Genomic DNA, 26,354 nt, shown 5'->3' with positions numbered 1-26,354 from the left:
TGCCTGCGGCAAGGTGTTTCTAATTTTGTGAGCCACTTTTGGCGCAGAGCGCCAAAAGTGGCTCACCTTCTACCAAATACGGATGATTACTTCTGTGCTAGCGAGAAACGCATTGTAGAGCTGAAATGCGACTGCCTCCTGCCTCCTGCAAACTGCTATAAAACTCTCCGTGCCTGTGTCTCTGTGGTGAACGTTCCTGATGTCTTTGAATGGATTGACCCTAGCCCCAGCTACTCACCGTTTCGATCAGGGCGCGGCCGGCGCGCACCAGCTCCTGCTGGCGGCGCTCAAGCAGCAGGTAGGCACCCACCAGCAGCAGCCCAAGCAGGCCCAGCAGCACCCACTTATTCAGCGCCATCAGCGGGTCGGCGCTGAGCCACAGCACGCCCATCACGAAAAAGGCCACCCCGCCGATGAAGGGCGCGCGCAGCTTCGCCAGCACGCCATAGCCCAGCAGCGCCAGCGCCTCGACGCACAGCCAGGCCGCGTAGGCTTGCGATTCCAGCCCCTCGGCGCGCAGCGACTGGCCGAAGCTGACGCCAAGCATCAGCACCAGTGCGCCCGATTCGAGCATTTGAGCGGCCTGGCGGTTGTGCTGGAAACGGCGGATACAAACTGCCAGCGCCAGCAGGTACAAGCCGGCCGGCAGCACAAACCACTGCGGTTCGCGGAAGCCCCAGTCGTAGAGCTGGCACAGCCCGGCCAGCACCAGCGCGCCCGCCGCCGCGTAGGCATATTCGCTTCTGCGTCGGCGCGCGGCCGTGGTGGCAAATACCAGCGCCAGTGTAGCCAGCGCGAACGTCAGCGGCGGCAGACTGCTACGCTCGAACTGGCTACTTGCCAGCGCTGCCGTCAGCAGCACACCCGCCGCCAGCGGGCCATAGCTCAGTGGCGCGGCCCACACCGCCAGCGGCGAGTCGCCTCCTTGCCGGGATCGCACGAAATCGAGCGACCAGCCAAGCAGGCAGAGCGCCAGCGCCTCGGCCACGCCCCAGGCCATGCTCCAGCGCGGGTCGAGCCCGAAGAAACGATGCGCTGCGGCCAGCCCAATTCCCAGGAACACGAGCGCGCTCCAGGCTGCAATGTCGTTGCGGCGCAGCGTGGCCCAGAGCGCCAGCAGTGCAGCCAGCCCAAAGCCAACGATTGCCAGCACGTCGTCGGCGCGCGAAGCAATCGTCAGCGCGGCAGTGCTGCTGATAAACGCCACCACGCCGGCTGGCTGGAGGTGCTTCAGGTCGGGCGCGGCGCGGAGTGGTGTGCCGCGCGCGGCCCACAGCGCCAGCACGCCCTGAAACCATGCCGCGCCGAGCAGAATCAGCGCCGAGCCAGCCGGGCGGCCATCGGGCAGCAGCCAGCCTGCGCCGCTGAGTAGCGCCATGTCGAGCGCGAGCAGTGCGGGCAGGGTGGCCCAGCGCCGGCGGTAGAGCCAGCGCGCCAGCGTGTAGAGCGCCAGCATCGCCGCCCAGGTCAGCGTGGCGGCGCGCGCATCCCTGAAGGTAGGCAAGAACGCAAAGGTCAGCAGCGCGTAGCCCACGATTTCGTAGGGCGGGGCGTAGCGCGCCGCCACGCGGCGCAGGCCCTGCCCAAGCAGCACAAAGCCCAGCGTCAGCGCGCAGATAATCAGGCCGAAGTATTCAGATTCGGGCTGCCAGCCGATGAAAAAGCCGCGCTCGGCGGACAGCAGCGTCGCGACGGCCAGCAGCAGCGCCACGGCTGCGCCAGCCCATGCCGCGCGCCACAGGGCGCTCGCCAGCGCAACAATCGCCGCCAGCGCCAGCAACGCCAGCACATGCCAGGGCTGAGTTGCACCAGGCCCGAGCAGATCGCCACCGACAAGCAGCAGCGCGTACAGCGATGCCAGCGCGCCCCAGCCCAATGCCGGCAGTGACCAGTAGCGCCACGCGCCCCGGCGCAGCAATGCACCGCCTTCGAGGTAAAGCGCGCTCACCAGCAGCGCCGGCACGACCAGAAGCATCGGACCGGCAGCAGGAACAAAGCGCAGCAGCCAGAATTGCGCGGCCAGCGCGGCCACGCCCAGCGCCACCGCCGCCCAGGCAATATTGCGGTAGCGCACTGCCTCAAACAGCGCCAGCGCGGCGAAGCCGGTTAGCGCAGCTGCTTGCAGGCCGTTGCTGGTCGCCGCGACAAACATGGCGATCAGGCCGACTGCGATGCTCGCCACCTGCAGCGCAAGGTCGTAGCTGCGGCGCAGGCGCGGCGCGCTCGCCGCTACCACGCCAAGCGCGGCGAACACCAGCAGCACCATGGCGATCTCGGCGGGCTGCCATGGGCTCAGATCGAGCAGCGCGCAGAGCCAGCCGGCCAGCAGCAAGGCCGCACCGCCAAAGGCAACTGCGGCGACAAGATCGCGCGTTGCTTCGGGCAGCCACGCCAGCCACCCGCGCTCGCGGGCAGCGACCAGCAGCAGCGCGTTCGCAAGCAGCAGCGGCAGTGCCCAGCGTGCAGCGGCCATGTCCAGCGCGCTGGCCGCAACCGCGAGTGTAGCCAGCGCCAGCGCGCCCAGGCAGGCCGGCAGCACCCGCGCCCCCGCCCGCGACTCCAGCGCCAGCGCCAGCCCGGTGTAGGCCAGCCCAAGCAGTGCGGCACATACCGCCCACCAGAGCAATGCCGGGTTCCAGGCCAGCAGCGTGGCGACCAGCGCAACGGGCGGCAGCGCGGCGGCGACCCACGCCCACAGTTGGCGCGGTTTCAGCGCCAGCGCCAGCGCGTAGAAGCCTGCGCCCGCCCACAGTGCGCCAGCCAGCGCTGGCCGCGCCGGGTCGAATTCGACCAGCAGCAGGGCGGCCAGCAGTGCGAGCGGTGCGGCAACATGCGCCACCCAGCGCGGCCCGGCGGCCAATGCCGGCACGCGCGAAACGAGCCACTGTTCCAACGGCAGAAAAAGCGCCAGCGTCAGCAGGAGCACGGTGGGCAGCCATTCCGCATCGACGCCATTCATAGCCGCCAGCACAGCGCTGGCAACGCTCACACAGGCCGCGCCGGAATAGATCGGCCGGCGCAGACGCCATGCCGCAAAGGCATAGATCGGCACGCACAGGAGCGAGGCCAGCAGCCAGCCCCAGCGCGGCGCGAGGTCGAGCAGGCCCGGCCGCGAAAGCGAGAACGCAACCACCGGCACCAGCACGCCACCAACGGCCTGCAAGCCCGCGCCAGCGCGGTCGAGGTCGGTGTTGCGAATGAGCCACGCGCCGCCGGCCCAGAAGCCACCGCACACGCCCGCGATCAATGCGAACTGCAGGATGGGCGAGAAGCTGGCCCAGTTGAACACAATCAGGATCAGGGCCGAGATGAACAGCAGAAACGCACCAAGGAAAAGCAAGGTCTGGCGCGTGCGGAGCGCCAGCAGCGCCTGGCCGAAGCGGTCGCCGAGCGTTGGCCCGGCCGGAACGGCTGGTGCAACCGGCATTGCTGTGCTGTGCGCCGGGGTGGCTGTGCCAGGAGTTGCCGCCGCGCTGGATGCAGGCTGCGTCGGCGCGGTTGCAGGTTGCGTCGGCGCGTGTTGCACAGGCGCAGCGGCGGAAGCATCGTCCGGGCCGAGCGCCACGGTTGCGGGCGCGCTGAGCGGGGCAGGCGCAGCCTGCGCCGGCGCAGGCTGCGCAGGCGCGGCAACACGTTTGCGCTCGCCAATGAGCAGAATGCGTATCTCGCTGGCGATGTCGGGGTTGAGCGCGCCTTCGCTCTGCCAGCGCAAAACCAGAGCTTCCATTGCCGCCAGCAGCGCCGCCTGATCGGCCACAGGCGTGCTGCCACGCCGCCACAGCCAGCGGATGAACGCCACCATCAGCGCGAGTGGCAGTATGATGCACAACAAGAAGCCAATGAGCACAAATAAGGTTTCCATGGGCATGTCCCCTGGTCAGGTTGTCGGCGCAGCGCGGGCGCGCACACGCCGAGTTCGTTGAGAGCAAGCGGGTCTACATGGATAAACGGCCTGCGTTGCGAAAAATCGATCATGATCGTGTGGGCAGGGCAAAATCGGTCGGGCGGCCCTTGCGCGAGGGCACGTAAGCGCGTACCCTGGCCCCGATACTTTGCACACAGCGACCAAGACTGGAAGACACCAGGATTTGATAGCATCCTGAAGCCCTTCGTGCCTTCGCGTCTTCGTGGTAAACGTTCCTGTCTGCCATATTCGAGAGGTGTTGACCCTCGCCATGGATCAGGACGCGCAAGCACCACGCTTTTGTTACACAGGGGTGCCATGCACATTCACGAACTGACCTTGAGCGCACACGATCTTGTGGCGCTTCACAGCTTCTACACCCGCGTGCTGGGCTTGCCTGCCCGCGAGGTTTCGGCCAAGCGTCTGACGCTCCAGGCGGGTAGCACGCTTTTTTCCTTCATCCGTGCCGAAACCGGCACGCGGCCCTACTACCATTTTGCGTTGAACATCCCGCCCGCGAGCTTTGCGGCGGCGCAGACGTGGCTGCGGGCGCGCGTGCCGTTGCTGGCCGACCAGACTGGCCGCGATGTGTTTCATTCCGAAAACTGGGACGCCGACAACCTGTATTTCCTCGACCCGGCCGGCAATATTCTGGAGCTAATCGCGCGCCACACGCTGTCGGCCGCCTTCGAGCCGCCGTTCGGGCCGCAGCACTTGCTGTGCGTGAGCGAGATCGGCGTGGCGACCGAGGATGTGCCGGCGACCGTGCGGGCGCTTGCGGAGGTGGGGGTTGCGGAGTATCGCGGGCCGGGCAGCGAGACCTTTAACGCGGTGGGCGACGAGCGCGGGCTGTGTATTGTGGTGAAGCGCGGGCGGGTCTGGTTCCCCGACACCGGGCGGCCAGCGGTGGTTGCGCCGCTGGAGATGCTGCTTTCGGCTGCGGCGGAAGGCCCGCGCGTGCGGCTGGTGGGCATGCCGCCGCGTGTGGTGGACGTTGGCAGCCTGCGGTAGGTAGAAGCTTGCGGTCAGGCGAGGGCTGTATCAGCTTCCGCTTGCGTTGCGAATCTCGCGCACAATCGCATCCACTTGTTCCTGCGACTGTCCATGGCGCGCAAGTACCTGGGCCGTCAGCTCTAACACGCGATCCGCGAACCGTTGCGCAATATCATGTCGAAGCCCTTGCCCAATATAAAGCTTCAACAATGCTTCGACCGACATATCTCGGTTAGCAGCGACCTGTTGCAGCTCTTCCAGAGCATCGCTTGGTATGTTCAATGGTACTGTAGTCGTTGCTCGGGGGCGAAAGTGAAGTTCTGTTGGAAACTCAGGCTGACTCATAGTGTTTCCTTGCATGACAAGCATGGATTTTGAAAAGCGATTATGGCGTTGAATTGTTTGTGCTGCCCGACATAACACTAATCGGCAATCGCATCCCACGCGGCCTGCACCTGCGCGCGCGTGCCTTCCAGCGTGCCGCCATTGTCGATCACCACGCTGGCCTGCGCGATTTTCTCGGCCTGGGGCGGCTGGGCGGCAATGCGTGTGCGCGCTTCTTCCGCGCTCATGCCGCGCGTGCTGACCAGGCGGGCGAGCTGCTGCTCGGGCGGGCAGCTCACCACCCAGATCGCGTCGCACTGCGGTTTCCAGCCCGACTCCAGCAGCTTGATCGCGTCGATTACAGCGACGGGCGGGTGCACAGCAGGGTGCGGTGCCTGCGCCACGCCTTCGAGCCAGGCGGCGATGCGGGCGTGTACGGCCGGGTGGACGATCTGCTCCAGGCGGCGGAGCGCAGCCGGGTCGCTGAACACAATCGCGCCAAGCGCACGCCGGTCGATTGGGCCGTTGGGCGCGCTGAGAATGCCCGCGCCAAACGCGGCGACGATCTGGTTGTACACCGGCTGGCCGGGCTGCTGCAATTCGTGCGTCACGCGGTCGGCGTCGATCACATTCGCGCCCAATTCGCGCAGCATCGCGACAACCGTGCTTTTTCCACAGGCAATATTGCCCGTCAGGCCGATGAGATACAGCATAGTGTTGAGTGTTGAGTGTTGAGTGCTGAGTTGCTTCTGTCAACTCAACACTCAACACTCAAAATTTATAATTCGACGTATTCCTGCTTCACCAGCGCGCCCTCGTCGACGCCAAACAGGCGCAGCAGTTCGCCAATCAGCGCGGCCTTGGCATCGGCGTCGCGGCGGCTCCAGGTGCGGCTTTTGATCTCCAGAAACGGGCCGGGCTGCTGGTGACCCACCAGCGTGTCGATATTGAGCGCGAAATCTTCGCCGCGGAACAAAATTCGCCAGCGCTGGCGCTGCTTCTCGATCTCGATCACATGGTCGGGCTGGAAGTACTCGCGGTAGAAGCGCAGCGTGCGGTCGGCCAGCGCGGTGTAGCGCGCGCGCCCCAGGCGCACTGCCGAGGCGTACTCGGCGCGGTCGGCGGGCGCGGTGAGCGTGATGGTGTATTTCGGCTCGATGCGCGCCCCCGGGTCGAGGCGGTGGTCTTCGCGCAGGCGAACGCGCCCCTTCGCCGCATCGTTCCAGGTAAAGTAGGTGTCGTACTGCTTGCGCTCGCTGGCCTTTGCAATCGTGATCTCGGGGCTGCCCACCAGCGCGCCAATGCGCCCTACCGTCGCGTCGTCGATGACGGCTTTGACCTGCACCTCGAACAGTTCGGCCTGCTGAATGCCGCCAATCGCCAGGATTTTGTCGAGCAGATTGACCTCGCGCCGCGCCAGAAAGGCGTCGATGCGGTCGGCAACGGCCTGGGCGCGCGCTAACACGTCGCGCTCGTCGAGCGTGAGCAGGGCGCGGTTGCGCATGAGCCACTGCCCATCCACCAGCACGTCGCGCACATCGCCGGCGCGGGCGCTGTAGGCCAGGTGCGTGTAGATCGCGTCGGGCGCGTAGCTGTAGCGCGGCGCGGAATGCAGCCGCCCCAGCTCGATGATTGTGATGTCGGCGCGCTTGCCCGCTTCCAGTGAGCCGATCAGGTGGTCGAGATGAATGGCCTGTGCGCCGCGCGAGGTCGCCAGCGCCAGAGCTTCGCGCGCAGGCATGGCGGTTGGGTCGCCGCTGGTGCCTTTCGGGAGCAGCGCGGCCAGATGAATCTCGGTGAGCATGTCCTGATCGTCGTTCGAGGCCGGGCCGTCGGTGCCGAGGCCAGTGCGCACGCCCGCCTCCAGAAAGCGGCGGAATGGCGCGATGCCGCTGGCAAGCTTGAGGTTCGAGGTCGGGCAGGGCACCACGCCAACGCCGTGCTCGCGCATCAGAATGATGTCGTCTTCGGTGGCGTGCACGCCATGTGCGGCGATGCATGGCACATCAAACGCGCCCACCCGCGCCGCGTAGCCGAATGGCGTGGCGTCGCGCTCGGCACGACTTTCCTGCACCTCACGCGCCGTTTCCGAAAGATGCGTGGTCATGGGCAGGCCGTACTGGCGGCACAGCGCGGCCGCCTCGCGGTAGATCGTGTCGGTGCAGGTGTAGGGCGCGTGCGGCGCGATGGTTGGGACGATGCGCGGGTGGCCGTGCCACTGCTCGATAAAGCGGCGCGAGCGCTCCAGCCCTTCGTCGTAGGAAGCGGCGTCGGGCGTGGGCAGGCGCATCACGGTTTGCCCGCAGATTGCGCGCATGCCGGCTTCGTCGGCGGCGCGGGCCACTTCTTCCTCGAAGTAGTACATGTCGACAAAGGTGGTGGTGCCGCCGCGAATCATTTCGGCGCAGGAAAGCTGCGTGCCGGTGCGGACGAACTCGGGGGTAACAAAAGTGCTTTCGACCGGGAACATATAGCCGAACAGCCACACGTCGAGCTGCTGGTCGGCAACCAGGCCGCGCAGCAGGCTCATAGGCACGTGGGCATGGCCGTTGATCAGGCCGGGGATGATCGCGCAGCCCGCGCAATCGTGCGTTGGCGCGCCGGGGTAGCGCGCGATCAGATCGGCGCTCGGGCCGACCTCGGCAATCGCGCCGGCGCGAATCGCCACCGCGCCATCCATCAGCACGCGCTGCTCGGCGTCCATGGTCACAACTGTGCCGTGGATCAGCAGCAGGTCAATTGCTTCTTCTTCACGCATACCGCTCCTCCAATCGGGCCAGGCGCGCGCGCCGGCCTCCTGGTGCCCAGTATAGCATGGCTGCCGGGCGCGGCTGCGGGCTGGCGCATCGTTCGCGGGCTGCCGGGCGTTTACCTACGAGAGGGGTGCGCAAACCGTGCGGCCCACGACGAGGGAGGGAGTCCATGCGATTGCGTTTTTGGAAGCTGCCGCGCGCCATGGCGGCCGGGCTGCTGGCGCTGGTGTGCGTGGCAGCGGCTGGCGCGGCCGGGGGCGAGCACCAGCTCTTTGTGCCGATTGCGGTGCGCCCGTTCGCGCCGCCCAACGACCAGGCGAACTATGTGCGCTTTGCGGTGATTGGCGACTACGGCTCGGCCGACCCCGGCGAGGGCGAGGTTGCCGATCTGGTGAAACGCTGGGACCCAGGCTTTATCATCACCGTGGGCGACAACAACTACGGCACCGACAAGGTTGCGTATATCGACCAGCGCGTCGGCCAGTTTTACAGCGATTATATTTATCCCTACCGCGGCAGCTATGGCTCGCGGGCGCGCAGCAACCGTTTCTACCCGGCGCTCGGCAACCACGACTGGAATGCGGATGGTCTGGAAGCCTTTCAGGGCTACTTCACGCTGCCCGGCAACGAGCGCTACTACGACGTGACGCGCGGGCCGGTGCATTTCTTCATCCTCGACAGCGACGAGCGCGAGCCCGACGGCGTGACGAGCGACTCAACGCAGGGGCGCTGGCTGCATAGCGCGCTGACGCGCTCGACGGCGTGCTGGAATCTGGTGGTGGCGCATCATTCGCCCTTTTCCTCAGGCGACCACGGCTCGACGGCGGGGATGCAGTGGCCGTTTGCGGCCTGGGGCGCCGACGCGGTGCTGGCTGGGCACGACCACCACTACGAGCGGATCATCCGCGATGGCTTCCCGTATTTCGTGAACGGGCTGGGCGGCTCGTCGCACTACCCCGTGCGCACGCCAATCGCGGGCAGCGCGGTGCAGTACAACGACGAATTTGGCGCAATGCTGGTGGAAGCGACGCGCACAAAAGTCAGCTACCGCTTTGTGGCGATCGACGGCACGCTGGTAGATACGTTTGTGCAGAATGGCGGCTGCGCCTGAGCGCGCCCCTTACAATCGCGCCTTGAACCACGAAGGCACGAAAGTTCGGGAATGGCGTGTTGGCGCGCAACCGCACGCAAGGCTTCGCGCCCATAGCTTCAAGCCGGGGTTGCGTGCCTTACGAGCCGACCTTGCGCTCGGCGTCGCGCTCGGCCACGCTGCGGTCGTACTCGTCTTTGGTGATAAAGGTGCCGCCCTCGAGCTGGCGACTGATCTCGCGGCGGCCGCGATCGTACTCGATCTCGGCGCGCATCAGCCGGAAGCAGCGCGAGTCCATAATTTCCTTGATCAGGCGGTAGCCGGTGGCGTCTTCGTCGTCGCCATACTCGATCACCAGATCATTGCGCGGGTCGATTCGCACATGCACGGGCGAGCTGCAGCGCGCGCAGCGCACATACAGGTGAATCGCCTGGTCGGTGGCGGGCGCGTCTCCGCCGCCAAATAAACGTCGCAACAAGTTCATACGTCGTGCTCCTGCGCAGGGCGCGCGTCTTTGCTGTCGGTATTCTGCTGGCAGGCGCTGCAGCGCCCGGGAATGGCGAGGTGGTGAAGCTGGGCGCTGAAGGCGTAGCGCGATTGAAGCTGTTCTTTCAGCGCAAGCAGAATGTCGTCGCTGATCTCCTGCTCGTAGCCGCAATCCTGGCAGACGAGATGATGGTGGGTTTCGCCCCAGACATATTCGTAGCGCAGTGGGCCGGTGCCTATCGCCAGCGGCGCAACCAGCCCGACATCCTGCAGCCATTGCAGCGTGCGATAGATCGTGGCGATGTTGATATATGGGTGCTGCGGCACCACCGCAGCGTGAACTTCGTCGGCCGTCAGGTGGCCTTCCCCGCGCTTCACAACATCGAGCACAATCAGCCGCTGCGGGGTGAGCCGGTAGCCTTGTTTGCGTAACCGTGCAGCATCATCGCTGGCGGGCATTGCGTGTTCTGCCGATGGGTGGCGCTGCCGCGTATCGGGATTGAGTGGCATGCGCGTCCTGTTTCTCTAGGGATGTGTGCGGGAAGTATACCACGATTGCATGGCGGGGATTGGGGAGTGGAAGATGGGGCATAGAGAGGGGAAATTCTGGCATTACTACGCACGACGCACTACGATACTTTGTTTCGTAGTGCGTCGTGCGTAGTGCATAAAGCTATGCAATCGGACGTGCTATCCAACCCCCATCGCCCAACCCCTAGCCCCGCGCCGCAGGCGCATCACGCCGGGCTGTGGGCTGCCGGGCGCTCGGCGGGCTGCTCGGCGGGCGTGCCAGCGCGCACCAGCAGCACGGGCACGCTGGCGCTGTGCAGCACTTCTTCCGCCACGCTGCCATGCACCACGCGCTTCAAACCGCTGCGGCCGTGCGTCGCCATCACAATCACGTCGATGCGCGCGCTCTCGGCCGCCCGCACAATCGTTTCGGCCACCGCGCCTTCGTGCAGGGCAAGCTCAATCGGCACGCCGCTGTTGGCAAGCTGGCGGCTGGTATAGTTGAGGTAGCGCTGCGATGCCTCGGCGCTGCTGCCGCGGTCGCGCACATGCAGCAGCACCAGCGTCGCGCCAAACGCGCGGCACATGTCGAGCGCGTGCGGCAGGGCAACCTGCGCCAGCTCCGAACCGTCGAGCGGCACCATCATGCGCTGGTACATAGGGTGGCGTCCTTTTCTATGCTTTACTTCAGCTCGTGGTAGCCGCGCCGGTAATACAGCAGCGGCGTGCCCTCGTGTACGTCGGTATCAATCACCGTGCCGGCAAAAATCGTGTGGTCGCCGCCCTCGTAGGTGGCGGAAATGCGGCACTCAATCACAGCCAGCACATTATCGAGCACGGGAATGCCAAGCGTGCCCATATGCCACGCAATGCCGCGAAATTTGTCGGCGTTGCTGGTGGCGAAGCGGCGCGAAAGGTGTTCCTGGCGCTTTTCCAGCACATTCACCACAAACTGCCCCGAGCGGGCCAGAATATCGTGCGTTGGCACCGCTTTGTCGATGCAGATCAGAATCAGCGGCGGGTTGAGCGAAAGTGAAGAAAACGAGCTGACGGTCATGCCGTGGAAGTCGCCTTCCTGGCCGGTTGTCACCACGGTGACGCCACTCGCGAAATAGCCCAGCGTCTGGCGAAAGCGGGCTTCATCAATTGTCATGTGTGTGTCCAGTTTTCTAGGCCATGCCTGTGGAACAGTATCGTGCGCGCTATTATACTGCGCAATTCGCCGCCGCTTGTGCTATAGTTGCTGATCGTCTGTACAGGAGCATATATGCCAGCCGAAACAAGCCCGCCGACCTTCAGCATTGGGGTGACCTACTGGCCGCGCCGCGCCGGTTTCGGCTGGTGGCGCGCATTTGATCGTGGGGCGGTGCGCGAGGAGCTGGCGCATGTTGCCGCGCTGGGCTGCGATACGGTGCGCTTCTGCTTGAGCTGGGAAGAATTCCAGCCCAGCCCGCAGCGCGTGAATGGCGGCGCGCTGGCCACGCTGGAGCAGGCGCTTGAGCTGGCTGGTGAGGCCGGGCTGCGTGTGGTTGCCGCGCTGTTCCCAGTGACCGTGGGCGGCGCGCTGTGGCTGCCCGACTGGGCCAACGGCGCCGATCCGCTGGCACAGTTGCGTCAGGCCAGCCGTTCCTACGCGCCAACCGTGGAAGTTCAGCCGCAGCAGGGGCCGCCCGTGCTGGCCGATGGCCGCTGGCGCGCAAACGTCGCGCCCGACCTGTTTGCCGACGAGCGCATTCTTGAGGCGCAGCTCTACCTTATCCACGAGCTGGTGGGCTACTTCGCCGCGCACCCCGCAATTGCGGCCTGGCAGCCTGGCGATGGCGCGGAGCGTGTGCGCAAGCCCGAATCGGCTGACGGCGTGCGTGCGTGGTTCCAAACGCTTGCCGATGCCATTCGCGGCGAGCGTGCCCGCGCCCCGGTGCTGGGCGTCGCCAGCCCGCACGCGCTGCGCCTGAGCGCCGGCCCGCGCCCCGCTGATCTGCTTGCAACATGCAATCGCCTCGGCATCAGCGCCGACCCGCCCGACCCGCCGAGCGGCGAGCGCCCCAACCATGCGCGCTGGGTGCTGTTTCTGCACGCCCTCGCCGCCAATCTGGCCGAAGCGCCCGCCACCGTCACCAACCTGGGCATGCCCACCGCGCCGAATGACACGCCCGGCTGGCTGAGCGACCAGGCGTTTGGGCGGGGGCTGCGCAGCTATGTCGCCACGCTTGAGCAGCAGGGTATGTTTGCCGAACAGGTGCTGAGCGGCTTGCAGCGCGATGGCGCAGCCGGCGCGTGGTTCGCCGCCTACGCCGACTACGCGCCCGAATTGTGGCGTCAACCCCCGCTCGACCGCAGCGCCCGCGAACGCACGCTTGGCCTGGTCGATGCGCAGGGGCGCGAAAAACCTGCCGCCGCCGCGCTGCGCGCCTTTGCCGCTGAGCGCCGCCCGGTGCTCACCACGCGCCCCACCCTCGACGTCGACCCCGAGCGCTACTGGCGCGCCCCTGCCCGCGAGCTGGCCCGCCTGTGGCGCGAGTTCATTGCAGATTGAAATGCGGCAGCAGCGCGCCTGGGTCGATTGCGTCGCCATTGCGCTGGTAGCGATTGTCGGTCGAAACGCGCAGGCGGTCGCCCGAATCGTTCGGCAGCGCCTTGTGGATGGTGTACGAGTGGAAAAAGAGCGCGTCGCCAGCCTCGAAATCGGTGGTGTGCCACACCGCCTCGGCAGGATCGACGGGCACGCCGCAGCCGCCAACCGCGCCGGGATGGTGCACACTGTGGTCGAGAAAGCCGCGTCGCTGCGTTCCCGGCCAGACCGCCAGCCCGCCCAGGCTCACCGGGCAATCGCCCAGCGGCGCCCAGCACGAGTAGGTTTCCACCGCGCCGCGAATGTAGTAGTGATCCTGATGCGCGGGCGTGGTTGCGCCCTGATTGTTCGGGAAGGTCAGCCGGCCGATCCGGCGCGGGTGTACCAGCACCTCGCCCGCCAGCAGGTGCCGCGCAATCTGCATCAGCGCGGGGTGGGCGGGGAAGGCGTGAAAGCGCGGCAGCTTCAGCACCTTGCGATACACGGCCATATACGGCGGCTGGCCCTCGCTGGTGGGCTGCATATCGGGCGCAACCACCGCATCCATCGGGTCGTGCGCCGGATCGAGCCAGCCAGCCGCCGCGCACTCGGCCAGCACATCGCGGCGCACCGCCAGCACATCCTCGGCGGGCACCAGGCGGCGAAAGAACAAATAGCCCTGCTCATCCATCTGCGCGCGCAGCGCGGCGGGGCTGGCGAGCGGGTTGCTTTCGGCGAAGGGGCGCAGCGCCTCGGCGGGCGGCGTATGAACCTGACTCATCGGTGAGCTCCTTTCTCGTGCGGGTGCGTGCGCACATGATAGCACGGTGGCGCGGGTTTCACGAAGATACCCAAAATAACCCGGCTGGTGTGCTGAACCTTGCCAAGCCGCATCCTGAGTAGGCCGTAAGGCCGTATCGAAGGGTGCGGCTTTTGCGCTACGCGAAAAGAAAAACCTGCAACCTGCCACCTGCAACCTGCCGACTGCCACCTGTAACTCGCCAACCTGCCATCTGCCACCTGCCACCTGCCCACTGCACACTGCCACCTGCGAACCTGTAACTCGCCAACCTGCGAACCTGTAACTCGCGCCTTTCTTCGTGCCTTCGTGCCTTCGTGGTTTGCTTGCTCCCTCGCGTCCCTGAAAGCCCGCCCGGCGATATCGGCTATAATACCGAACCAGTGTCGAGCAAAGGAGGGGCGCGATGTCACAAGTCCAGGTTTCCCCGCATCCGCTGGTACAACACAAGCTCACGCTGCTGCGCCGCACCGTGACCGAGCCAAAGAAATTCCGCGAGCTGGTGCGCGAGCTGACGCAATTTCTGCTCTACGAAGCCACGCTTGATCTGCCGCTGAAAGATCGCGCCATCGAAACCCCGCTGGCACCGATTATCGGCAGGCAGATCGGTGTGCAGATCGGGCTGGTGCCGATTCTGCGCGCCGGTCTGGGCATGGTCGACCCGATTATCGACTTGATTCCCACGGCGCATGTCTGGCACCTCGGGCTCTACCGCGACCACGCCACGCTGGAGCCGGTGACCTACTACAACAAGCTGCCGCCCGAGGCCGAGGTCGATCTGTGCCTGGTGCTCGATCCGATGCTCGCCACCGGCGGCTCGGCAATCGCCGCTGTCGATATTCTCAAGCGCTGGGGCGCGCAGCAGATCAAGTTCCTGGGGCTGATCGCCGCGCCCGAAGGCGTGAAGGCGCTGTCCGAAGCGCACCCCGATGTGCCCATTCACCTCGCCGCCCTCGACGAGCGCCTGAACGACAAGGGCTACATCGTGCCCGGCCTGGGCGATGCTGGCGACCGGCAGTTTGGGACGGGCTAAGACTGACACGGTGAAAGGGTGAAAGGGTGACAGGGTGACACCTACTCACCCCTTCACCCCTTCACCCCTTCACACACGCAAACACAGAACAACTATGCCACTATTGATTGCAGCCTTGCTCCTGTTGACTTTTTTGGTGGCTTTCGCCACAACTGCGCTGCTGATGCCCGGGGTGATGCGCCTGAGCGAGCGGCGCGGCTGGGTGCAGCAGCCGGGCGGTCGCCGCCTCCATGCCCGCCCAACTTCGAACATTGGCGGGGTGGCGATCTACGGCGGCTTTGTGGTGGCAATGCTGCTCACCTTCGCCTTCGAGCCGCTGCTGCCGCGCTCGGGCTTTGAGCGGCTGCGCGTGCTGCTGCTGCTGGCCGGTGGCACGCTGCTGTTCCTCGTCATGTGGCGCGACGACGTGGTGGAGTTGCCGCCCTTGCCCAAGTTCGTGGCGCAGATCGCCGCCGCGCTGATTGCCGTTGGGCCATACCTGTGGGACCACACGCGCTACCCCGATGTCGAGGGCCAGCTCACCGAAGCGCGTGGCATTGTGCTCACGGCGTTCAAGTTCCCGTTTGTGAACCAGATCAACCTGTGGGATCTCAGCCCGTGGCTGGCGATCATTGCCACGGTGTTCTGGATCGGCTGGATGACCAATACGATCAACTGGTCGGATGGTATCGACGGGCTGGCGGGCGGCGTCTCGCTGATCGCGGCGCTCGCGCTGGCGCTGAACGCGCTGCGCCAGCCGCAGGCCCAGCTCACCATTGCGCTGGTGCCGCTGGCGCTGGCCGGCGCGAGCGCGGGCTTTCTGGTATTTAACTTCCCGCCCGCCCGCATTTTCATGGGCGACAGCGGGGCCGAGTTTCTGGGCTATGCGCTGGGCGCAAGCGCGATCATCGGCGGGGCCAAGCTGGCAACCGTCCTGCTGGTACTTGGCGTGCCCATCCTCGACGTGATCTGGCTGATCATTTCGCGCACGCTGGCCGGGCGCTCACCCGCGCAGGGCGGGCGCGACCACCTGCACCTGCGGCTGCGCGACCTCGGCTTTACGCCGCGCCAGGTGGTGCTGTTCTACTATGCGCTGAGCGCCAGCTTCGGGGTAGTGGGGATCGTGAGTGCCGCGCCATCCGTCAAGCTGGCGGCGCTGGCGGTGCTGGGCGTGGTGGTGGTGGCGCTGATCGCGTATGCGATGCGCCGCGCCGCGCTGACATCGTAAAAACTGCTTGCGTGCGAATTCGCAGGCTGGTTTGAAAACTACGCATTACGCACTTTCGGTTTGGTGCGTAGTTCGTAGTGCTCCACGTATCTGCTAAATCTGTGGAATTTCGGCTTCAAGAAAGCTTTCGGGAGCCAAGAGTCTCCTGACACCTGAAACCTGACTTCTGACCCCTGCGCTACCCCCGCATCAGCACGCGCACCTTCAGCACCTCGCCGTCTTTTCCGCCGCCCTGGTAGATCCCGCGCACGGGTGCGGCGTCGGCGTAGTCGCGGCCAATTGCCACGCGCACATAATGCTCGTCGGTCGCGCTGTCGTGCGTGGGGTCGAGCCCGAGCCAGCCGTGGCTTTCGAGGAAGACTTCGGCCCAGGCGTGGCTGGCCAGCACGGTGTCGGGCGGCAGCGCGGGATCGTGGAAGTAGCCGCTGACGTAGCGCGCGGGCAAGCCCTGGCTGCGGCACAGCGCGATCAGCAGGTGCGCGAAATCCTGGCACACGCCGCGCCCGCCCGCCAGCACGGCATCGGCGGTGGTCGAAATGTCGGTGCTGCCTTTTTCGTAGGTGAAATTGGCGGCGATGGCGTGCATCAGCGCGTAGGCAATCGTTTCGGGCGCGGCGCCGTCGGGCGCGTGCTGGCGCGCAAAATCGTCGAGCGCGTCGGTGCGCGGCACGTAGGCGCTCGGGGCGGTGAACTCGAACTCTTCGAGCAGGCTCAGCGCCGGCGCGGGCGTGATCGGGCTGGCGCTGGTTTCAAGCACACTCTGCGCGGTGATCACAAAGCGGCGGTGCGGCGGCAGCACGGTGTAGCAGTGAATAGTGTTGCCAAAGCGGTCGCTGACGCGGTCGTAGATCGTGGCCGGGTCGAGCGTCAGGCGGAAGCTCAGCACCCGCTGGCCATTGTCGTCGCGCGGCTGCAGGTGGGCCTCGCCAACCGCTTCGCGCACATATTCCTCGTAGGTGAAAATGGTTTCGTGCTCGATCTGTAGTTTCATAGCCTGCCCACTCTGCTAGCGCTCGTTGCCGTGCTTGAAGTTCCCCGTGATTTTTGCCATCACCAGCTGGGCGGCCTTGCCGTCGAGCGGTTCGATCTTGCGCAGGAATTTGGCAGCCTGCTCGCCTTTCAGAATCATCACCTGCTTGCCGCGCCACGAAATAAATACTTTGTCGCGGCTGCTGCGGTAGCTGAAAATCTCATCGTCCAGAATGCCGCGCTGATCGACTGGCCGGGCGCTGGCGCGTATGTCGGCCAGCCGCGCCAGGATGGCGTCGGCGCTCTGCTCGGGCGTGTGCTCGCCGGTGTCGAGGATCAGCCAACCATGCCGCTCATAGGCGGCGGGGTCGGTCTCGGCGTGCAATCGCTCGATCGTTGCGATCAGCCCGGCCGTGTCGAAGGGTTTGTTGGTGCGCGTGGCATTGCGCGCCAGCGTGCTCGCTAAATTGGGGTAGAGCAGCACTTTCACCAGCGGGTAGTGTTCCGCAAGTTCGGCAAACAGCGCGCCGGGTGTGGCCGCGTCAAGCACGTCGTCAACCGCAACCGCAAAGCCAGCCTCGGCATAGATGCCTGCCATCTGCGCGGCGCTGCGGCGTGCCAGCTCGAACTGTCGGGTGGTCTCGTCGGTCCATTCCGGCACCGGGTGGGCCATGCCGGCCACCACCAGTTCGCGCAGGTCGTCGACGGGGATGTGCAGGCCGTGGCTGAAATGCGCCAGCAGCGCGCGGGCAACGGTGCTTTTCCCCGCGCCAGGCGTGCCGCTGATGATGAAAATCGGCGATGGCTCGGTCATACTTCTCCGTGGCGCTACTGCTGCTGTTGCTGCTGCGCCTGCACGTAGCGGCTCAGCGGCGTGCCGGTTGGCGGCAGCACATTGCCCACAAAATAGGTTTGCGCAATCGCGTCGCCGATGGTGCCGAGGCGGTGCTGCATGGTGTCGAGGAACATGTGCAGGTCGCTCAGCGCCTCGCGAATGTCGAGGTAGGTCAGGTCGGCGCACAGACGGCCCAGCAGGCGCTCGGCGGTATTGCTCGGGCGGTCGATCGGGCTGTCGGAGATCTGCGCCAGCGCGTCGCGCGTCTGGTCGAGGCAGAAGCCAACGCTGCGCGGGAAGCTGCGGTCGAGCAGCAGGAAATCGACCACGCGCCATGCCTGGAGCTGCGAGTGTGCGCGGCGGTAGGGCTCGAAGGCGCTGCACGACTTCAGCAGCGCGATCCACTGCAGGCTGGCGAGCGGAGCGCCTTCGCCGCTGGTGCTGCCGGCCAGCGCGCCATACTTCACATCCAGAATGCGCGCAGTCTGGTCGGCGCGCTCAAGGAATTTGCCGGCGTGAATGAATTCCCAGCCCTCGCTATGCGCCATGGTCGCGTCGGTGACGCCCTGAAACAGGTGCGAGCCGTTGCGCACTTCGCTGAAGAAATCGTAGGGATTGCGGATGATCGTCTGGATGTCGGTGGTGGCGATGGTGTGGTAAAGGCGGTTGAGCTGTTCCCACATTTCGCGGCTGATCTGCTCGCGCACGGCGCGCGCGTTCTCGCGGGCGTGGCCGATGCACGAGCGAATCGCGTTCGGGTTGTCGGGGTGGATGGTCAGGAAGGCGGTGACGCTCGCGGCGTCGTAGCGGTCGAACGCATCCGTGAACAGGTCGCGGTCGCCGGTGATGGCGATCAGCGGCTCCCAGGCCAGCTCCTGGCTGGCGCTTGGCGCGTCGAGCGAGGCTTGAAAGTTCACCGCAATAATGCGCGCAACATCTTCGGCGCGCTCAAGGTAGCGCGACATCCAGAACAATGATTCGGCAACACGACTTAGCATAGGTAGTTCTCAGTGCTGAGTGCTGAGTGCTGAATTGCCTAACTCAACACTCAACATTCAACATTTATAACTCACTCATCCAAAACCCACGTATCTTTGCTGCCGCCCCCTTGCGACGAGTTGACCACCAGCGAGCCACGGCGCAGCGCCACCCGCGTCAGCCCGCCCGGGATGATCGTGATGTCGCGGCCTTGCAGGATGTAGGGCCGAAAGTCGATGTGCCGCCCTTCGAAATGCCCTTCCACAAAGGTTGGGTGGCGGCTGAGCGCCAGCGTGGGCTGGGCAATGAAGTTGCGCGGGTTGGCGCGTATCTTCTCGGCGAAACTGGCGCGCTCGGCGGCAGTGGCGTGCGGGCCGACCAGCATGCCATAGCCGCCCGACTCGTTCACCGCCTTGACCACGAGCGAGTCGAGGTGTTCGAGCATATACGCCCGGTCGGCGGGCTTGTCGCCGCGATAGGTCGGCACATTTTCCAGCAGCGGCTCTTCGCTCAGGTAGAAGCGAATCATGTCTGGCACAAAGGGGTAGATCGCCTTGTCGTCGGCAACGCCAGTGCCGGGCGCGTTCGCCAGCGCCACATTTCCGGCGCGGTAGGCGTTGAACAGGCCCGGGCAGCCCAGCATCGACTCAGGGCGGAAGGCCAGCGGGTCGAGAAAGGCGTCGTCGATGCGGCGGTAGATCACGTCGACGGGTTGCAGGCCGCGAATGGTGCGCATGAAGATGCGGTTTTCGTAGGCGACAAGGTCGCGCCCTTCCACCAGCTCGATGCCCATCTGGCGCGCCAGAAAGGAGTGCTCGAAGTAGGCCGAGTTGTAGACGCCGGGCGTGAGCAGCACCACCGTGGGCTGGTCGGCGCTGCGCGGGGCCACGTCGCGCAGGGTTTCGAGCAGCGCCTGCGGGTAGTGCTCGACTGGCAGCACGCTCGAGCGCTCGAACAGGCGCGGGAAGGCGCGCTTCATCGCGGCGCGGTTTTCGAGCACATACGACACGCCCGACGGGCTGCGGCCGTTGTCCTCCAGCACCAGGTAGCGCCCCTGCTCATCGCGCACCAGGTCGGTGCCGGTGATGTGGATGTACACGCCGCCGGGCGGGTCGACGCCGACCATCAGCGGGTTGAAGCCCTGCGAGCCAAGCACCAGATCGGCCGGCACGATGCCCTCGCGCAGAATTTTCTGCTCGTGGTAGACATCGTAGATAAACATATTCATCGCCGTCACGCGCTGGCGCAGGCCCTGATCGAGGAATTGCCACTCGCCCTGCGGAATGATGCGCGGCACAAGGTCGAAGGGGAAGATGCGCTCGATGCCTTCCTGCGCGCTGTAGACGGTGAAGGTGATGCCCTGGTAGAGGAAGGAGATGTCGGCGAGGCGAATGCGCTCGTCGAAGTCGGTGCGCGAAAGCTCGCTCAGGCGGCGAAACAGGCGCTCGTAGTGTGGTTGGGGCTGGCCTTCGGCGGCGAACATTTCGTCGAAGAAGCCATCGAGCGCGTAATCATTAAAGAGATTGCCCATGCAGCCGCCTCTGCTTGTAAGCGTGCGAATTACAATAGCAGCAGGCGCCGTTGCCTTGGTTCAGCACCGGGGAGTGATGTAGGCGCGATTATACCCGAACTCGCGTGGTGTGACAAGAATCGAGAGCCGAGAACCACAGAACCGAGAACCAAGTAGTCGGCAGTGGGCAGTGGGCAGTGGGCAGTGGGCAGTGGGCAGTCGGCAGTCGGCAGTGGGCAGTGGGCAGTCGGCAGTCGGCAGTCGGCAGTCGGCAGTGGGCAGTAATCTGCAACTGCACTAGGGTTTAGGATCTGGGGTTTTGAGGTTGAGTCTACAACCCGCAACCTGCCAACCTGTAACCTGTCAACCTAATCTGCAACCTGCCAACCTGTAACCTGTCAACCTAATCTGCAACCTGTAACCTGTAAACCTTCTAACCTGCAATTGCTACACGTGAGCGGCAGCCGGCTGGAGCAGACGGCGGATTTTGGTCAGCAGTCGCGGAAATTCAATCGGCTTGGTTTCGTAGTCGTCGCAGCCGGCTGCAAAGCAGCGCTCGCGATCTTCGGTGAGCGCGTAGGCGGTGAGCGCAATAATTGGAATTTGCTGCACTTCCGGGTCGGCCTTGATGGCGCGGGTCGCGTCCCAGCCGTTCATAATCGGCAGGCCCATGTCCATGAGAATGAGGTCGGGCCGCGCCTGCCGGGCCACTTCCACCGCGCGCGCGCCATTTTCGGCCATAATCGCGCGGTAGCCAGCAATTTTCAGCATTCGGTCGATCATATCGCGAATGACCGACTCGTCCTCGACGATCAGAATTGTGTGCACAGCATGGTCCTATCGTATGAAATTGCGTTTGTATGTAGTGTGACGCTCTTCGGGCGGAAGAGTCACGTATGAACCGTGCGGGCCCTGATTTAGAGACGGTTACCGGCGCGGGCGACGACGAACTTCAGGTAGCGACCTTCGGGAAAGGCTGCGGGCACCGGGTGATCGAGCGGCTGACCAGCCTCGTGAATGATCTGGCACGGGCGCTCGGCCTGGCTGGCAGCGGTGGCGAGCATGTCTTTGAACGCTTCCGGCCCAACCTGGCTGGTGCAGCTGGCGGTGGCGAGTAGCCCGCCCGGCGCGACGCAGCGCAGCGCCAGCGCGTTGATGCGCGTATAGGCGCGGATCGCGGCGTAGCGGCTTTGCTTGCTTTTCGCAAAGCTCGGCGGGTCGAGCACCACAAGATCGAACTGGTGGCCTTCGGCGGCATAGCGCTCCAGCAGCGCAAAACAGTCTTCCGTCACAAACTCGTGGCGCGCCGGGTCGAAGCCGTTGAGCGCGACATTCGCGTCGGCTGCGGCCGCCAGCCCTTTGCCAATGTCGGTGCTGACGACGTGGCGCGCGCCGCCGCGCAGGGCGTAGAGCGAAAACGCACCCGTGTAGGCGAAGCAATTCAGCACGCTGCGCCCGGCGCTCATCTGCTCAACCGTGCGGCGGTTTTCGCGATGGTCGAGAAACAAGCCGGTTTTCTGCCCGGCCTGCAAATCGGCGTAGAGCTGAATGCCGTGCTCGCGCACGACCAGCCCTTTTGGCGGCATGCTGCCGGCCAGCAGCCCGATGCCACGCGCGCCGCCCGCCTCATCGCGCTCCGTTCCCGGCTCATCATCCCCGTCGTCGGCGGCGCGGCGGCGCAGCACCACGCCACGCAGGCTCGGATCGGTGGCCTGCAGGGCGTCGGCCAGCCACGCAATCAGCTCGCCCGCGCCATCCATATACGGCGCAATCACCGCCCAGTCGGCATAGCGGTCGACCGTCAGACCGGGCAGGGCATCGCCTTCGCCAAACAGCCAGCGGTAGGCGGTGCAGCCGGCTTCGCGCAGTGGCGCGCGCAGGCCCCACGCTTCCTGCACGCGCTCGCGCACCCAGCGGGCGTCGGGCGGGCGCTGCGTGCTGAAGACGCGAAGCGCAATCGGGCGCTCGGCATCCCACAGGCCATAGCCCGACCAGCTGCCGCAGCGCACGCGCACCCAGCTGCCCGAAGGCAGGCGCAGCTGTGGCGGCACATGGGTGCGGTACACCCACGGGTGGCCGTGCGCAAGGCGCTCTTTGAGCTGTGCGGGCAGCGATACTTCTGGCAACTTGGGCATAGTACGTGTATTGTCGGGCGCGTATTGGTGTTTGCAGCGGGCTATACAGTCATTGTAGCGTACACTCGCTCGGCTGGCAAGATCTTACTTTCCGAGCGCCTGTCGTTTCACGGCAATGATCTCGTCCCACGGCACAATCGGGCGCGGCAATTTGCGCTTTGCGAGATATGCGTCGGCGTTGCGGCGACAGCTAAAAAAGAAGCGCGCCAGGCTCGCCGCGTCGGGGCTGATGCCCGGGATGATCTGCGTCGGGCGGAACAGCCAGCCACGCGCATCGCGTTCGATTGCGCCGCGCGCGCCGCTGCTTTCCTGTTTCCACAGCTGGTCGTCGTGGCGGTGGCAGAGCAGGCCAGCCGGCCCCGGCACCAGCGGCGCGCCGGGCGGCGGCACCACGCGCAGCGTGCGCTCGCGAGCGTCGGGCTGCGGGCGCACGCGCGCGCTCCACGGGTAGCCGTGCGCGTCGCGGCCGGCCAGCACCGCCGTTTCGTAGCCGGCGATTTCGCGCAGCAGCGTGGCCCAGCCCTCGCCAATCTGGCCGGCCGGCGCGGGAAATGAGACTGTGGCGGGCGTAGCGGTTGGCGCGGCCAGCTCGAAAACTTCGGGCGCGCGGCTGAAATCGCCGCCTGGCCACCAGCTTATGCGGCGCGGCACGATCTGGATAATCAGGCGCATGTAATACCAGTCGGACATGCGGCGCAGGAGCGGGTTGCTGCTGTAAATCGCGCTGCCGGGCTGGCGGCGAAACACCTCGGCCAGCGCTGCTTCCGCGCCGGCAATGCTGGTCACGATCTCGTCGGGCGCGGTGGCGTCGCCTTGCACCAGCACCGCCCCTGGCCGCGCCAGCCCGCTCGCACGCGGCTCGGAGAACAGCAGCGCCACGCGCCCGTCGCGGCGCACATTGTAGACCTTTTGTGGCAGCGCAATCGAGGTTGTGATCAGAAACTGCCCGGCCGCCTCGTCGAAGAATGGCAGGGTCGGCCAGGTGATTGGCGTGCCATCTTTGGCGAGCGTGCTGAACTCGCAGGTGCGAAACGCGCGAAAGATTTCGAGCATCGGGGCGGGTAATTCAAGGGCTGGCATTGTTCGTTGCTCCAGGTTTAGAAAGGCGCACCTATTATCGCAGAATTCCTGGCCACCGAGGTTGCAGGTTGCCAGGTTGCAAGTTCGAAGGTTGCAGGTTGCCAGGTTGGGAAGTTCGAAGGTTTCAGGTTGCCAGGTTGCAAGTTCGAAGGTTGCAGGTTGCAAGCCTAATCCCAAAACCCCAGACCCTAAACCCTCAGGCGGTTCTGCGATTCTAGGTCTGGGCGTATCGCATACGCCCCTCTATGGATCATACGTATCTTGCCCGCCCGGCGGATGAATTGCGCCCAGCGGCTTGCCGAGCGTAAAAGTGGTACAATTGTGCCCTGCCGGGAGCCCCGCGCCGGCAGCAGTGGCCCAAACCTCGTTATGAAGGAGTGTGCGTATATGGCTGAAGCGCAAAAAGTCCCCGCCCGCAGCGAACTCCCCACCGAATATACCTGGGATCTTTCGGTTGTGTATGCCAACGTCGATGCCTGGGATCAGGATGTCGCCCGCATCGAAGGGCTGCTGCCCGAGCTGACCGCGCTGCAAGGCGCGCTGGCCCAGGGCGCGGCCAAGCTGCTGCGCGCGCTCAATCTGCGCGACGAAATCGCCCAGATCCTCTACCAGCTCTACACCTACGCCAGCAACCTGAAGAACTCCGACAGCACCGAGCCGACCGGGCAGGCGCTCGACGAGCGCGCTGGCTCGCTGGTGGCGCGCATTGGCGCGGCGCTGGCCTTTATCGAGCCCGAAATCCTGTCGATCCCGCAGGAAACCGTGAGCGGCTGGCTGAAAAGCGAGCCCAAGCTGGCGATCTATGGCTACGAGCTGCAAGAGCTGGCCCGCCAGCGCGCCCACATCCGCTCGGCCGAGGTCGAGGGCATTCTGGCGCAGTTCGGCGATGTCACGCGCGCGCCGAGCGAGATCTTCGAAATTCTGACCAACGCCGACCTCAAGTTCCCCGAGATCGAAGACGAGCAGGGCCAGAAGATCCAGCTTTCGCATGCGCGCTACGGCCGCCTGATGGAAAACAAGGATCGGCGCGTGCGGCGCGACGCCTTCAAGAACTACTACAGCGGCTACCAGGGCATCCTGAACACGCTTGGCACCACGCTGGCCGCCGAAGTGCGCAGCCATGTCGTCGGCGCTCGCGTGCGCGGCTACCCATCCGCGCTGGCGGCCGCGCTTGAGCCGCGCGACATTCCGCTCGACGTGTATCATAACCTTGTCAAAACGATCAACGCCAACCTGCCCAAGCTGCACCGCTATATGGCGCTGCGCCGCAAAATCATGGGTCTGGACGATCTGCGTATCTACGACACCTACGCGCCGCTGGTGCCGCAGGCCGACCTGGCGGTGCCCTACGATGAAGCGCGCGACACGGTCACAGCCGCGTTCAAGCCGCTGGGGGCCGACTATGCCGACGCGCTGGGCAAGGCCTTCAGCAAGCGCTGGATCGACGTGTATGAGAATGTGGGCAAGCGCAGCGGCGCGTACAGCAGCGGCTCCTACTCCACGCCGCCGTTCATCCTGCTGAACTACCAGGAGCGTGTGCGCGACATGTTCACGCTGGCGCACGAGCTGGGCCACTCGATGCATTCCTACTTCACGCGCCACACGCAGCCCTTTGTGTATGGCAACTACACCATTTTCGTGGCCGAAGTGGCCTCGACGCTGAACGAGGCGCTGCTGAACGACTACCTGCTGAAAACGCGCGACGAGCCGATGCTGCGCAAGAGCCTGATCGTGCAGCAGCTCGACGATATTCGCGCCACGATCTTCCGCCAGACGATGTTTGCCGAGTTCGAGCTGGACATCCACACGCGCACCGAGGCCGGCGAGCCGCTTACGTCCGACGCGCTCAGCAAGGGCTACTACGAGCTGGTGAAGCGCTACCAGGGCCCGCCCGTCACGCTCGACGACGAGATCGCGTTTGAGTGGGCGCGCATCCCGCACTTCTACTACAACTTCTATGTCTACCAGTACGCCACTGGCCTGTCGGCGGCGCTGGCGCTCAGCCGCCAGATCATCGACGAAGGGCAGCCAGCGGTCGACCGCTACCTGAAGTTCCTCAGCAGCGGCTCGTCGCGCTCGTCGATCGACATGCTGCGCGACGCCGGGGTGGATATGACCACGCCCGCGCCTGTGCAGGCGGCGATGGATACCTTCGACCGGCTGGTGGACGAGCTGGAAGCGATGGCGTAGCGCGCTATTCGGGCGGCGAAAGGGGCGAAGCGCGATCACGCGTTTCGCCCCTTTTGTGCTGATGGGGAATGCGATGCGAGAAGAACCGGGCGTGCCGGCCACGCGGCGCGGGATTTTGCTGGCGCTGTGCGGCGGGCTGCTGGCGCTGGCGCTGGCCTGTGCCGTGCCGGCGGCGGCAGTTCGGGCCGGCGCGCTCGCCCCGCCAACCGGCGAGATTACGCTGGGGCCGTATGCCCTGGAATTGACGATTGAGAATCGCATTTGCCTGCAGCGGATTGTGCAGCGGGCGTGCGTGCCGCCGGTGTATGTGCTGCGCCTGCGCGCCGAGGCTGGCCGCAGCACGCGCTACTACCGGCTGCTGGGAATGCGCATCAGCGAGCGCTATGCGTTTTACCCCTAGGAGAAAAGGCTGGCACTACTCGGCGAACAATTCGGCAAGCACCGCCAGCACCTGCCGCTGCGTTTGTGCGTCGATACGCCCCATTCGTTTAATCAGGCGGCGCTTATCGACGGTGCGAATCTGGTCGAGCACGATATGCGCGTCTTTCTGATCGAAGTGGCAGGCAATGCGGGTGGGGTAGCTGCGCGCCCTGGTGGTCATAGGGGCGAGAATGACGGTTTGAATATGCTCGTTCATCTCGTCGGGCGAGATAACCAGGCAGGGGCGTGTTTTCTGTATTTCGGTACCGACCGTCGGGTCGAGGTTGACAAGGTAAACGTCGAAGCGCCTGGCTACCATTCCCACTCGCTCGCTTCCCACGCCGTCGGCGGGAGATCGGCGTCGAGCAGCGCGTCGTCGCCCTGTGCTGCCATTGCCTTAAATGCTGCCGCCCAGGTGGCGCGCGGAGTTTGGGCGGCTCGGATGATCAGCTGGCTGTCCTGCACTTCCAGCTCAATATCGTCGTCGAGATGGAGCTGGTCGAGCAGCACTTTGGGGATGCGAATTCCCTGCGAGTTCCCGATTTTGACCAGTCGTGTCCGAATGACGTTTGACATAGCGCACCTCC

25 protein-coding genes are annotated in these 26,354 nt (G+C 65.3%); 7 read left to right on the top strand and 18 right to left on the bottom strand.

Annotated elements, in window-relative coordinates; all coding sequences use genetic code 11:
- Positions 1-220: 220 nt before the first annotated feature.
- Positions 221-3,862 carry an SCO7613 C-terminal domain-containing membrane protein gene (locus M1P90_RS30125; RefSeq protein WP_483699402.1) on the bottom strand — a complete coding sequence of 1,214 codons (3,642 nt, stop codon included), beginning with the start codon at positions 3,860-3,862 and terminating at the stop codon, positions 221-223.
- A 360-nt stretch (positions 3,863-4,222) separates the two neighbouring features.
- Between M1P90_RS30125 and M1P90_RS30120 the strand changes: the two genes are divergently transcribed.
- Entirely contained in the window at positions 4,223-4,915 is a 693-nt protein-coding gene (locus M1P90_RS30120; protein WP_483699401.1) for a VOC family protein, read from the top strand.
- Positions 4,916-4,945: 30 nt separating this feature from the next.
- Here the strand turns inward: M1P90_RS30120 and M1P90_RS30115 are convergent, their stop codons facing one another.
- The 3 genes from M1P90_RS30115 to M1P90_RS30105 form a co-directional block, all read right to left on the bottom strand.
- Entirely contained in the window at positions 4,946-5,242 is a 297-nt protein-coding gene (locus M1P90_RS30115) for a hypothetical protein (protein WP_483699400.1), read from the bottom strand.
- A 77-nt stretch (positions 5,243-5,319) separates the two neighbouring features.
- A complete protein-coding gene (gene coaE, locus M1P90_RS30110) occupies positions 5,320-5,934 on the bottom strand; it encodes a dephospho-CoA kinase (protein ID WP_483699399.1) in 615 nt (204 codons plus the stop codon).
- A 65-nt stretch (positions 5,935-5,999) separates the two neighbouring features.
- A complete protein-coding gene (locus tag M1P90_RS30105; RefSeq protein ID WP_483699398.1) occupies positions 6,000-7,979 on the bottom strand; it encodes an amidohydrolase family protein in 1,980 nt (659 codons plus the stop codon).
- A gap of 164 nt (positions 7,980-8,143) precedes the next feature.
- On the opposite strand from M1P90_RS30105, the gene M1P90_RS30100 reads away from it, so the two are divergent.
- Positions 8,144-9,085, top strand: a complete 942-nt coding sequence (locus tag M1P90_RS30100; protein WP_483699397.1) for a metallophosphoesterase family protein — start codon at positions 8,144-8,146, stop codon at positions 9,083-9,085.
- 118 nt (positions 9,086-9,203) lie between these two features.
- Here the strand turns inward: M1P90_RS30100 and M1P90_RS30095 are convergent, their stop codons facing one another.
- From M1P90_RS30095 to M1P90_RS30080, 4 genes are all read right to left on the bottom strand, one after another.
- Positions 9,204-9,548: a hypothetical protein gene (locus M1P90_RS30095; protein WP_483699396.1), complete on the bottom strand. Its 345-nt coding sequence runs from the start codon at positions 9,546-9,548 to the stop codon at positions 9,204-9,206.
- A complete protein-coding gene (locus M1P90_RS30090) occupies positions 9,545-10,060 on the bottom strand; it encodes a Fur family transcriptional regulator (RefSeq protein ID WP_483699395.1) in 516 nt (171 codons plus the stop codon). The genes M1P90_RS30095 and M1P90_RS30090 overlap by 4 nt, the downstream gene beginning before the upstream one ends.
- A gap of 227 nt (positions 10,061-10,287) precedes the next feature.
- Entirely contained in the window at positions 10,288-10,719 is a 432-nt protein-coding gene (locus tag M1P90_RS30085; RefSeq protein ID WP_483699394.1) for a universal stress protein, read from the bottom strand.
- Positions 10,720-10,742: 23 nt separating this feature from the next.
- On the bottom strand, positions 10,743-11,213 hold the full coding sequence (locus M1P90_RS30080; protein WP_483699393.1) for a flavin reductase family protein: 471 nt from the start codon (positions 11,211-11,213) through the stop codon (positions 10,743-10,745).
- Positions 11,214-11,327: 114 nt separating this feature from the next.
- Between M1P90_RS30080 and M1P90_RS30075 the strand changes: the two genes are divergently transcribed.
- Complete coding sequence (locus M1P90_RS30075; protein WP_483699392.1) at positions 11,328-12,596, top strand: glycoside hydrolase 5 family protein; 1,269 nt, start codon at positions 11,328-11,330, stop codon at positions 12,594-12,596.
- Here the strand turns inward: M1P90_RS30075 and M1P90_RS30070 are convergent.
- Positions 12,583-13,392, bottom strand: a complete 810-nt coding sequence (locus tag M1P90_RS30070; protein WP_483699391.1) for a phytanoyl-CoA dioxygenase family protein — start codon at positions 13,390-13,392, stop codon at positions 12,583-12,585. The genes M1P90_RS30075 and M1P90_RS30070 overlap by 14 nt on opposite strands.
- A gap of 424 nt (positions 13,393-13,816) precedes the next feature.
- Here M1P90_RS30070 and upp point away from each other — a divergent pair, with 424 nt between their 5' ends.
- On the top strand, positions 13,817-14,443 hold the full coding sequence (upp, locus tag M1P90_RS30065) for a uracil phosphoribosyltransferase (protein WP_483699390.1): 627 nt from the start codon (positions 13,817-13,819) through the stop codon (positions 14,441-14,443).
- A gap of 94 nt (positions 14,444-14,537) precedes the next feature.
- Positions 14,538-15,650 (top strand): MraY family glycosyltransferase, encoded by a 1,113-nt coding sequence (locus tag M1P90_RS30060; RefSeq protein WP_483699389.1) that lies wholly within the window; start codon positions 14,538-14,540, stop codon positions 15,648-15,650.
- A 178-nt stretch (positions 15,651-15,828) separates the two neighbouring features.
- Here M1P90_RS30060 and M1P90_RS30055 read toward each other — a convergent pair whose 3' ends face one another.
- The 7 genes from M1P90_RS30055 to M1P90_RS30025 form a co-directional block, all read right to left on the bottom strand.
- The gene (locus M1P90_RS30055; RefSeq protein ID WP_483699388.1) at positions 15,829-16,641 is read right to left on the bottom strand and encodes a transglutaminase family protein; all 813 of its coding nucleotides are present in this window, start codon (positions 16,639-16,641) and stop codon (positions 15,829-15,831) included.
- A 15-nt stretch (positions 16,642-16,656) separates the two neighbouring features.
- Positions 16,657-17,433 (bottom strand): P-loop nucleotide/nucleoside kinase family protein, encoded by a 777-nt coding sequence (locus M1P90_RS30050; RefSeq protein WP_483699387.1) that lies wholly within the window; start codon positions 17,431-17,433, stop codon positions 16,657-16,659.
- A gap of 14 nt (positions 17,434-17,447) precedes the next feature.
- Positions 17,448-18,452 (bottom strand): alpha-E domain-containing protein, encoded by a 1,005-nt coding sequence (locus M1P90_RS30045; RefSeq protein ID WP_483699386.1) that lies wholly within the window; start codon positions 18,450-18,452, stop codon positions 17,448-17,450.
- A 71-nt stretch (positions 18,453-18,523) separates the two neighbouring features.
- On the bottom strand, positions 18,524-19,963 hold the full coding sequence (locus M1P90_RS30040; RefSeq protein WP_483699385.1) for a circularly permuted type 2 ATP-grasp protein: 1,440 nt from the start codon (positions 19,961-19,963) through the stop codon (positions 18,524-18,526).
- 426 nt (positions 19,964-20,389) lie between these two features.
- Positions 20,390-20,770: a response regulator gene (locus M1P90_RS30035; protein ID WP_483699384.1), complete on the bottom strand. Its 381-nt coding sequence runs from the start codon at positions 20,768-20,770 to the stop codon at positions 20,390-20,392.
- An 89-nt stretch (positions 20,771-20,859) separates the two neighbouring features.
- Entirely contained in the window at positions 20,860-22,077 is a 1,218-nt protein-coding gene (locus tag M1P90_RS30030; protein WP_483699383.1) for a class I SAM-dependent rRNA methyltransferase, read from the bottom strand.
- Between the two features lie 84 nt (positions 22,078-22,161).
- Positions 22,162-23,157, bottom strand: coding sequence for a pyridoxamine 5'-phosphate oxidase family protein (locus M1P90_RS30025; protein WP_483699382.1), 996 nt, complete (start codon positions 23,155-23,157; stop codon positions 22,162-22,164).
- 387 nt (positions 23,158-23,544) lie between these two features.
- On the opposite strand from M1P90_RS30025, the gene pepF reads away from it, so the two are divergent.
- Positions 23,545-25,347, top strand: a complete 1,803-nt coding sequence (pepF, locus tag M1P90_RS30020) for an oligoendopeptidase F (protein WP_483699381.1) — start codon at positions 23,545-23,547, stop codon at positions 25,345-25,347.
- A gap of 73 nt (positions 25,348-25,420) precedes the next feature.
- The gene (locus M1P90_RS30015; RefSeq protein ID WP_483699380.1) at positions 25,421-25,747 is read left to right on the top strand and encodes a hypothetical protein; all 327 of its coding nucleotides are present in this window, start codon (positions 25,421-25,423) and stop codon (positions 25,745-25,747) included.
- Between the two features lie 15 nt (positions 25,748-25,762).
- Here M1P90_RS30015 and M1P90_RS30010 read toward each other — a convergent pair whose 3' ends face one another.
- Both M1P90_RS30010 and M1P90_RS30005 read right to left on the bottom strand, forming a co-directional pair.
- Positions 25,763-26,086 carry a type II toxin-antitoxin system PemK/MazF family toxin gene (locus tag M1P90_RS30010; protein ID WP_483699379.1) on the bottom strand — a complete coding sequence of 108 codons (324 nt, stop codon included), beginning with the start codon at positions 26,084-26,086 and terminating at the stop codon, positions 25,763-25,765.
- The gene (locus M1P90_RS30005) at positions 26,080-26,343 is read right to left on the bottom strand and encodes an AbrB/MazE/SpoVT family DNA-binding domain-containing protein (RefSeq protein WP_483699378.1); all 264 of its coding nucleotides are present in this window, start codon (positions 26,341-26,343) and stop codon (positions 26,080-26,082) included. Before M1P90_RS30005 ends, M1P90_RS30010 begins: the two co-directional genes overlap by 7 nt.
- Between the last annotated feature and the right edge of the window lie 11 nt (positions 26,344-26,354).

It is taken from the genome of Kouleothrix sp. 19917 (assembly GCF_057073505.1).
Note: the sequence above shows the minus strand (reverse complement) of the source record. Positions and strands in the feature narration are given on the sequence as shown.